The following is a 9,763-nucleotide window of genomic DNA, read 5'->3' on the forward strand; positions in this document are numbered from 1 at the left end:
GTATAAATATTCGCTATACGGCTATCGATAAAGTAATAAAAATCATATTTTGAACTATATATATTTTTAAAAATATCTAATACCTTACGAGTATTTACTTAGGAATTGCTATTTGTTGAACGAGGTAAAGCGGGAGGGTAATAAAAAAACAGGGTGCAAAGCACCCTGTGATGATCAATTATCATTATGTATTTGTACCATTCCATTTGAAGTAGTGCTTAACAACAAATTCTTTACCCATAAAGTTAAGGGTTGTTGACATGTTTCCCCCTCCTTTATGATTTTCATAACAGTTTGGATAGATAACTTTTCTATAAATATCAGAATTATCATATAGATATTCACCATTATTGTTTGGTGATTGGATGGTTGGGTAGCTTATTGATAAGCTGCGGTCGTTATCATATTCACCTCGAAGAATGTCATGTTTTACAGAAATAGGTGCTAATAAATTACTACCTCGAAGGTCGATACTATACGATGGTTTAATCACAAGGTCGACGGTATGATCTAGTGTATAGTAAGCACATTTAGATTTCTCGGTGGTTTTGTTTTCTCTAAAATATTTGGGACTGTAGCTAAATCTTTGTTGCCCAATCTCTTGTGGTGAAGTGACTTGGACTGGTGTGTTTAGTACCTCGAATTCATTCTTGAGTTTATGGCTAGACTTACCAATGGCAGTGATTGTGACCTTTAAATTTTGGGTAGATTTTAAATACTCAGCTTTAGGGGAAATAATAATTCTTTGCACACCCGGTTTAATTTCAACAGGGTGCTCAAATGTATTTCCTGTTGGTTCGGTGATGATAGCTTTAATCTCTTTGGCACTATCAAATTCGCTACTACTTGTGAGCGACCAACTAATTTCTATGTTGTCATTGGTATAAACCGGAGACCAGCTTTTGGCTCCTTCAATTTTTTTGCCGTTATTCCCATAGCTGATGAGATTAGCGTTAATCGCAGGCTTCGTGTACACCTTGACCTTATAATCACCGCTACTTTGCTCAAAGTAATCATTGGCTTTTACTGTCATGGTTAAATTGGCTTCGCCTTTGCCTAAGCTTTGAATCGAACCATTTTGGGTAATGCTCACGACATTATTAGCCCCTGAACTCCATTCAATGTCTGCTTTAGGTGGGATAGCTACACTGGTTTGTTGTAGGTTAAAAAGATTACGCTGATCCGTGATTTCTTGCTCTTTCTGGCTAAAATTCACATTAAAACGTGCTTTTGCGAGGTTATAGGTAATATCTTGGCTTTCAGAGACAAACTGATCTGTCTCTTTGGAACGCACGGTCAGTTTTGCTACCCCTGGCTTGACCTGAGTAATTGTACCGGAAACAGAATCTATTTGGGCGATATTGGTATTTTGGCTGACATATTCGAGAGGAATGGTGGTGACATCCGTATTACTGAATGAGGTTTGAATATTGTGAGCTTGGTTATCTGACCAAATTGTGGAAATAGTGTCTGCACTGGTTAATGTCAAGTTTGGTTTGGCTTTTTCAACATCCACCTCATAGCTAGCCGCTGCGGATTTATATATACCATTTCCATCGATACGCGCCCAAATTTTGGTACGTCCCGCTTTTTTCAGTTTAACTTTTCCTTGCTGGTCAACGGTAGCAATACTGGTGTTATCACTAGACCAAACAGGCTGAGCACCGTTTGGCAACCCTTTAACAGCCTGACCATTATTTACGGCGGAAGAGTAAGTCAGACGCTGTTGCATGTTGTCGAAACGCAGTGTTGGGTTAATGGCGTCGACTTTGATTTCAATCGGGTTGGCAATGGTTTGATTGCCCACTTTTGCCGTGACTTTAGCGGTGCCTTGCTTCGTCGCAGTGGCTGTTGCACTGTAGCTGCCATCTTGGTGATTGGTGATTGGACTAATAGTAAAATCCTGAGCAGGGACATTACTTGTAATATCAACCGTTTCATTCAGTAAGGCGTTGCCAAAATCATCTTGCAATTTAACCGTGAACAAGGTGCTTTCTAGTCCATCAGGACCAATATCAGTTTTAGTGGTCGTAAAGGTAGAGTTAGTGATGTTTACGGTACCGGCAAGGACGTTAACCACACTGGCTTTTTTATCTTCACTTGCAGAAAGAGCTGCTGTCATCACTAATGCACCTACGGTATGGCTGGTGACCGAAATTTTAGTGTTACCGTTAATATCTGTTATTGATGAGTGTGGGAAAGGTTCTGCTTTACCCTGTAAGTGCCATGAAACATTCACCTGCGGCACTGGGTTATTGAACTTATCCACAATTTTGGCGGTATAAACTACGCCTTGGGCATTACCCGCCTGAATGTTATTGGTGCTGGTATCTAAGCTAGTGATTACGCTGGTGGCCTTGTCACTGGTCACATTCAACGTTAAGGTTTGCGATAATGTACTACCGTTGAGATTGGCTGATAATATGGCAGCGCCTGTTTTATCACTGCTCACAACTGCGTGATACACCCCTGCGGATGGCATCGTTACTGGAGCAATTCTTACCTCATTGTTATTACTACTGATTTGAATAGCAGATATTTGATTGGTTAATAAATTACCAAACTGATCCTTTAATATCAGCTCAACCGTCGCAGGTTGACCCGCCACAATTGTGGCAGGGGTTATATTGAATACTGTTTTACTGGTATCAATCGTACCTTGTGTAAAGGAGATAGTTGGGGCGGTTTTAGTATTTTGCGATGTTAAGTTAACGGTGATATTTGCATAACCCACATCACTACGTTGAACGGTAACTTCGCTACGTCCATTAGCATCAGTGGTTGTTTGGCTATCCGACAATTGGCTGCCATCGTTAGCCGTCCAGAATACGGGAATACCTGCGCCGAGTTGATTGCCGTTAGCATCTTCAAATTGGGCGCTGACAGTGACTTGATTACCGACGGTTTCAGTTGTTTTTGAAATCTGAATATCACCACGTACCTGAGCGCTTTGTGCGTTAGCAATCACGGTTAAAGGCATTTTTTGACCTAGAGTTAAACCATCAACAAGGACGGAAATGTCTGTATTACCTGCTTTGGTACTGTGTAATTTCGCACGATAGGTTCCTACAGGTGTTATCTCTGTGAAAGTCGGTGAGTTTTCTAAGCCCAAATCAGTTGAGTAATCTAGCGTGATTTTATTCGCCAAGTTACCCAGTCGGTTACCAATATCATCTTTTAGCGTAACGGTAATTTCAGTTTCACCTGTTGCTGCTGTTAATGATGGAGTGCTCAGAGCAACAGTGGAGGCGCTGCTAGAAACACTCCCTGCTAAAAACTCTATATTTTGAACGGTTTGTTTAGTATTTTGACCTAAAATGGCGGTTACGCTGCCTTTTCCTGCTTGTGCGCTAGTTAAAGTAATTTGGGCAATACCGTTATTATCTGTATGGCTAACGGGTTGTGATAGCTCACCAACATCACTACGCCAACCAATCGCAATACCCGCAGGTGCCAGATTATTGGCGGCATCTGTAATGGTTGCTTGTACGGTAATGCGGCTGATGCCATCAGCAGGAACCGTAGCATGACTGGTGATGTTAATATCCTTGATGAGCGCAGTGGCGCTGTCCGCGATTAAACCGAGGCTTTTCTGTTTGGAAACAGCACCATTTTTAGCAGTGATATCAATGGTATCAGCAAGGTTACCACTTACTTTAACTTGGTATTCACCTGTGTTAGCAAGCTCTTTTGAGTCCGTGAATGTAATGGCGTTGTTGTTACTATCCCAATCAATTCTTTGCCCTGTCACTGGGTTATTCCATTGGTCACGTAAGATCAACGTTGCTGTTGCTTGTTCACGGTTATTCGCCACAATAGTTTGTGGTTTAATTTCAAAGAAACTATTTAGTGGGTTTGCATCGCCTGCAATAAATTGAATTTTTTCCTGTGCTTCACGGCGGTTAAGCAGTTGTGCAGTGACCGTCGTTTCTCCTGCGATATAGCCCGATAGTTCAACGGTTACTTGCCCTCGATTATCAGTACGGGTTGTATTTACACTTAGCGTGTTGTTATCACTGAGCCAAGTTACTGGCGTTTCAACTAATGGGTTGTTCAGGTTATCGACGACGGTTGCTGTCAGTAATACTTTTTGGGCTTGTGGTCGAATTTGCACTTGGTTAGCTGATGATGCAATCGTCACTGTCGCGGTCGTATTATCAGCGACCGCTTTTACGGTGCTCGAAATCGGTTGTTGGTTGCCGTTCGCTAATACTGCTGCAACCATAATATTGTTGGCAGCTTGGGAGGTAGACAGCGTGGCGCGAACCAATCCATTGATATCTGTTTTAGAGAACGGCGTGATTACGGTGAGTTGGGCACCATTGTTCGTCTGTAATTGAACATCTACACCTTCAACAGGGTTGCCGTAGTTATCTTTCACGAAGACATAAACATCGGTTTTATCCACACCATTAGCCACAATAGTTGATTTCTTGACGTTTAACGATGTGATTTGAGCTTGGGCTTTATCGGCAACAAAATGAATTTCTTTGGCCATTTTCCCATCGCCATTTGTTGATGCTGTCACGATCACCATTTCAGCTTTTGTGCTGGTAATGGTAGTGGTCGTTTCCCCTTGGGCATTGGTTTTGGTTTTTGCTTGGCTAAATTTTACTTCTGATGCACTTAAGTTAGATAGCCAGTCGGTATCAACATTAGAAATAGGGTTGTTATTCGCATCCACAATTTTTGCTGTATAAGTGACGGTCATTTTGCCATCAGCGAGATACTGATTTTTAACTTCTGGTATGACTGAACTGACTTTCGCCGTCTGTATATTTGCCGTAAATACAACGGTTTTATCAAACGATTTTCCACCGACAGTCACCGTAATTTTTGCATCTCCTGCTTGCTTGCTGGTGATGGTGGTTTTTGCCACACCTTGGTTATCTGTCATCACTTTTTGGTCAGCCAGAGAACCGTTATTGGTTGCAAATTGAACTTCAACATGTGGAACAACGTTGCCATTAGCATCCGTCACGGTGATCGCAATTGGATTACCTGTTACACCATTCGCAACGGATGTCATTGAGCCAACAATGATATCTGTAGGTTTAATTGTTGCAGTGGTTGAATCCGGTAAAAACGTAAGGTTAATGTCTTGTGATGTTGCGTTAGGTGTTGCCGCCGTAATCAGGACATCACCTGAAACGGTACTGGTGACTTGAGTCGTAGCAAAACCATTGGCATCAGTGAAACTGCTGATTTCAGAGAAGCTAACCTCATTGCCATTCTTATTTGATGTCCAATTAACCACGGTATTTGGCAGCGGGTTATTATTGGCATCTACAATTTGTGTTTTGACTTCAAATGGCTTATTACCATTGGCAATTTGTGGAACGGTATTGGTTGTCGGTTTCACAACCTGTGGAGTGTTTTTATCTCCAACAAATGAAATAGTCTGTTTAACATCTTTGCCATCTACGGTAATCGTCACTGTAGCATCACCAGCTTTATCGCTGGAAATAGCGGTTTGTGCGACTCCTTGGCTGTTTGTGGTCACTTTGCTATCAGCTAATGCTCCTTTATCTGTAGCGAATGTAACCTCAACATTTGGAACTGGGTTGCCTTTTGCATCCGTCACAGTAATAGAAATGGTATTTGCCGAGTTGCTGTTCGCGACAGTGCTTGTCTGGGATACATGAATATCATTCGATTGCACCGCAGCTGTTGTGGTATCAGGTAAGAAATCCACTGTTACTTCTTGTGGTGTAGCATTCGGTGCTGTGGCGGTAATGATGATGTCCCCGGCCACGGTACTGGTGATCGTGGTGGTTGCTAGACCATTAGCATCGGTTGTGGTGGTTTGTTGCGCAAACTGAACATCATTGGCGTTTTTATTTGAGCTCCAGGTCACGACCGTATTTGGCAATGGGTTATTATGGGCATCGACTAATTTCGTGGTGATTTCAATTGGTTTTTTACCATCGGCGATTTGCGTTATCTGGCTGACGGTTGGTTTTGCGATTTGCGGTGTCGAGTTATCTCCCACAAATTGAACTTTATGTTGGATGTCTTTGCCATCCACTGTAATCGTCACATTCGCTTCACCCGCTTGCGTACTGGTGATCGCAGTTTGTGCAACCCCATTAGCATCCGTTTTTACGAGGGTATTGGCGAGAGTTCCTTTATCCGTTGCGAATTGTACATCGACATTTGGTAATGGGTTGCCAAATTGATCGGTAATGGTGATGGATACCAGATTGGGTTTTTTCCCGTCAGCAATCGAACCATTTTGAGTAATGTTAATATTTTGCGGCTTCAGCACCGAAGTGGTGGCATCCGGTATAAATGTCAGCGTGACGTCTTGTGGAGAGCCATTTGTTGGTGTTGCCGTGATCGTGACCTCACCAGCTTGTGTGCTGGCGATGAGAGTGGTGGCATAGCCGTTGTTATCGGTTGTGCTGCTCACAGGGGTGAATATCACTTTTTGCGGATCTTTGTTGGAGCTCCAAGTCACCACACTATTAATGATAGGGTTGCCATTTGCATCTTTCAGCTGTGTTTTGACTTCAATAGGCGAATTTCCGTTAGCTAATTGAGGTGTTTGCGTATTGGTCGTGGGCTTTGTAGCTTGAATTGTTGTCGTATCTGCAACAACGATCACTTTAATTTCAGGGAAGACAGCATTACGGGCTTTGGGAATCAATACAAAGCTTTCAGGCCTAGTGCCTGCGGTTAATGTCACTTCATATTGCCCAGCCGCTAAGCGGGTAAATGGGCTTATGGCGGTGTATTTGGCTGGTGGAGCTGCTTTTAGCCCTTTAGCTGGCATCGCTCTCTTCACTTTTCGAGTTGTGGCTCGCTCAAGCGTAATTTCTTTAGCTGCGAGATCAATGACATTTCCAGCTTTATCTTTAATGGATAACGACAGTTTTTGGCTGCTTTTACCGTTAGCGATTAAATCAATTCTACTGGATGAAACGACACTTTTTAGGGTATGAATCGCTGGTTGAGTAACAGAAAGACGGACAATAGCTTTGGAAGAGGTATTTCCTTTCTTATCGATGGCAATGGCAGTAATGGCGTAATTGTTCGCATTTTTGATATTTTTATAAGAAGGCAACACAAGGCTATATTGACCATTTTCATTGAGTATGTGTCCGCCTGCGGCAACCAGTGCTTGAGCATCCCATTTTATGTGACTTAACCCATATTTGCTGGTCACTGTGAAATGTAAAGGGATCTTTTCCCCTGCGTAGCCCGTGATAGAGTCCGTTATGTTTAAGTGGATGACGTCATTTTTTTTATAATCCAGAACGATATGGTTGTTACGACTGACGAAATCATAGCGATTGCCCATCAATGAACGAAATGCATTGACGGATTCCGGATCCAAATGTTGCTTCAAGCTTTTGCCAAATTGGTAGTTCAGTTGTAAACCAATTCGCGAATCTTTCTTGCTGGCTTTTCCTTGGCGATGTTCCGCATTGAATGTGATTAATGGAACCGGAGTATAGTTAAGACCGATATTGATGGAATACGGATCACGTTGTAAATTTTTGGTGCCGAATAGCGCAACATCATCACCATAATATTGTTCGTAAGTGAGCTTTCCACCAATATGTGGATAGGTAGGTAACCAACCCTCTGCGCGGAGATCCCATCCATTAGATGGTCTAGCTGAATGATCGGTTAATTCTCGGGCATTGCGCCAGCTGCTAAGACGATGGTAGCTGTTACCTGACAATTTTAAGAAGTCACGACGATATTCAACACCTAACCCTAAACGAGAATGACCACGTGAAATATCGTAGTCAAAGAAGGTATTTCCGCCAACCATTTGATTTTCACCATACCAGCGTGCCCCAAAGCCGAGGTTGGTTTCAATGCGCTGTTCTTGACGATGAAAACTACCTTGAGTAAAGAATAAACTTTCTTCGTTTTCATAAATTGGCAGCAGCAAATCAATTTGTGAATTTTTTAATGAAAATTTCTTATCCGCAACCAGCTTTATTTGTGAGCTACCAAAATGATTAAACCAATCTTGTAGATAGCTGCTTGCTGTGGTTGTGATTATCTCTTGGGCAAATGCTTTGGTTTTGTCATGATTAGGCTGCTTTGTAAAAAACTGGCCCGCTTTGGAAACAAACTGCGCCAGTTTAATTTCTTCTTCACTCGATGCTTCTGGCGGAATATAAACAGGTTTTTCGTTTTCCCATTCTAAAATTGGTAACGGCGACATAGGAATATCTAGCTCATCGCCGACTTTTAGGGTCTCGAAACTTTGAGAAAATGTTCTAAATTGATTAAGCTTACGTAATTGCTCCAAACTTATATTATATTTTTTGGCAATACTCTGAGTTGTTTCTCCCGCTTGTAGTGTATATGGCTGAGTTTCTCTTAAAGTAAGCGTATTTTTTTTGGGTAATAAAAACGTGCGTTGTTGATGGTTTTGCTCTGTAAATGCATTGGCTGCGACAGGTGCAAAAACTGATGCTAAAGGAAAACTAATTTGCGTTGCAATATTTATCCACGCAATAAATGTAGCATGATAAGGAATAAAATCCTTAGACTTGCGATTCATTAAGGAACTCCGAGAATAGAGGGTTAATTAAATTTCTTTGATGAGTATTCTAAAACTCCCTGAGTTCTAACTATCCTTAAGATTTGTGCCGTCATTAAAATGAATTGCCAATACTCAACATCATTCGATTTATATTTGAATGAAGTATATTTATTTTTTTGAGATCTATTTTTTGAATAATTTGGAAATTTTCTTCAAAGAAAAGCAATTCCAATAAATTCTAGTGATGACTAATTCTCTGTTGTGTCGATTTATGCATTTAGCAATTTTTCATTAGGCATTAAAGTATTTGAGTGCTGTGGTTACTGATGTTTTTTAATCTAATAAATCAAATAGAATTTACTTTTAAAGAAAATCTTTCAGATTTAGATTGATTTAATGAAGTAATTTGATTGCTCATCATCAGTAATTCACCTTTTTTTTCAACTCTCACGCTTAATCCAAAATAGTGACCTTGGGTTAATAGTGATTCCGGTAAATTAATGGAAAAATTAACCGTTCTCGCTGATTTTCTGGTTGTCATAGTATAATCATAATGACTTTTTTCAGAGTAACTGTTTCCATTTATTGGGGTAACCGAAACGGTAATTAACGCATCACTAGGAATATCGATAGATTGGCTGTAAACATCACCTTGAATATTAAATGTATTTCGATTTTGATTTATTGGGTTATTACAAGCAAATAGAAATAAACAACACGCTAAAATAAAAATTGAATGTAAAATAGATTTTGATATAGCAATTCTTGGCATGATTTTTCTTCTTTTATATGAATAATTTATTGATATGAACGATTAAATACTTTCTGAAAAAAACAGCGAACATACGCATACATGTTTTTCCGCTCATTAACTCTTGATAAAATTGGCATTTCTGATTTTTCGCCAGTATACAAGATACCAATTCTGGGCAGTGTCATGATAAGATTTTCATCTAACTCAACTTTCTTAAATGATTGTCGTAATTGTCTGACTAACTTGTAGTAACTGCTTTCAGTCACGATAGTTCCGCGCTTTTCCCAAATTTCATGCATCACCTCTCGCTTGCTATTCGTTTTTAATAACAACAGTTTTAAGAGGCAGGATTCATTTTCAGATAAATTCACAGTTCTTTTTCCACGAGATAGCGTTCTCTTCAGAGGGTCATAAACGACTTGACCACATAAAAGCACCATTGGCTCTATTTGATTGTATTCCATGTTATTCATAATATTTCCCACAGATATAGTTCCTGT

At 40.6% G+C, this 9,763-nt stretch carries 3 protein-coding genes; all 3 read right to left on the reverse strand.

Annotation, left to right across the window (positions count from 1 at the left end):
* Positions 1 to 184: 184 nt before the first annotated feature.
* Positions 185 to 8,527 carry an Ig-like domain-containing protein gene (locus JK188_RS14645; protein ID WP_211887052.1) on the reverse strand — a complete coding sequence of 2,781 codons (8,343 nt, stop codon included), beginning with the start codon at positions 8,525 to 8,527 and terminating at the stop codon, positions 185 to 187.
* Between the two features lie 328 nt (positions 8,528 to 8,855).
* Positions 8,856 to 9,281 (reverse strand): YbaY family lipoprotein, encoded by a 426-nt coding sequence (locus tag JK188_RS14650; RefSeq protein ID WP_211887054.1) that lies wholly within the window; start codon positions 9,279 to 9,281, stop codon positions 8,856 to 8,858.
* Between the two features lie 26 nt (positions 9,282 to 9,307).
* Complete coding sequence (locus JK188_RS14655; protein ID WP_132496834.1) at positions 9,308 to 9,736, reverse strand: winged helix-turn-helix domain-containing protein; 429 nt, start codon at positions 9,734 to 9,736, stop codon at positions 9,308 to 9,310.
* Positions 9,737 to 9,763 lie beyond the last annotated feature (27 nt).

This window comes from Providencia sp. JGM181 (assembly GCF_018257375.1).
GTDB lineage: Bacteria > Pseudomonadota > Gammaproteobacteria > Enterobacterales > Enterobacteriaceae > Providencia > Providencia lanzhouensis.

Excerpts from the sequence above, each read along its gene's own strand:
- JK188_RS14645 (WP_211887052.1), bottom strand. The coding sequence starts at position 8,527 with ATGAATCGCAAGTCTAAGGATTTTATTCCTTATCATGCTACATTTATT.
- JK188_RS14650 (WP_211887054.1), bottom strand. The coding sequence starts at position 9,281 with ATGCCAAGAATTGCTATATCAAAATCTATTTTACATTCAATTTTTATT.
- JK188_RS14655 (WP_132496834.1), bottom strand. The coding sequence starts at position 9,736 with ATGAATAACATGGAATACAATCAAATAGAGCCAATGGTGCTTTTATGT.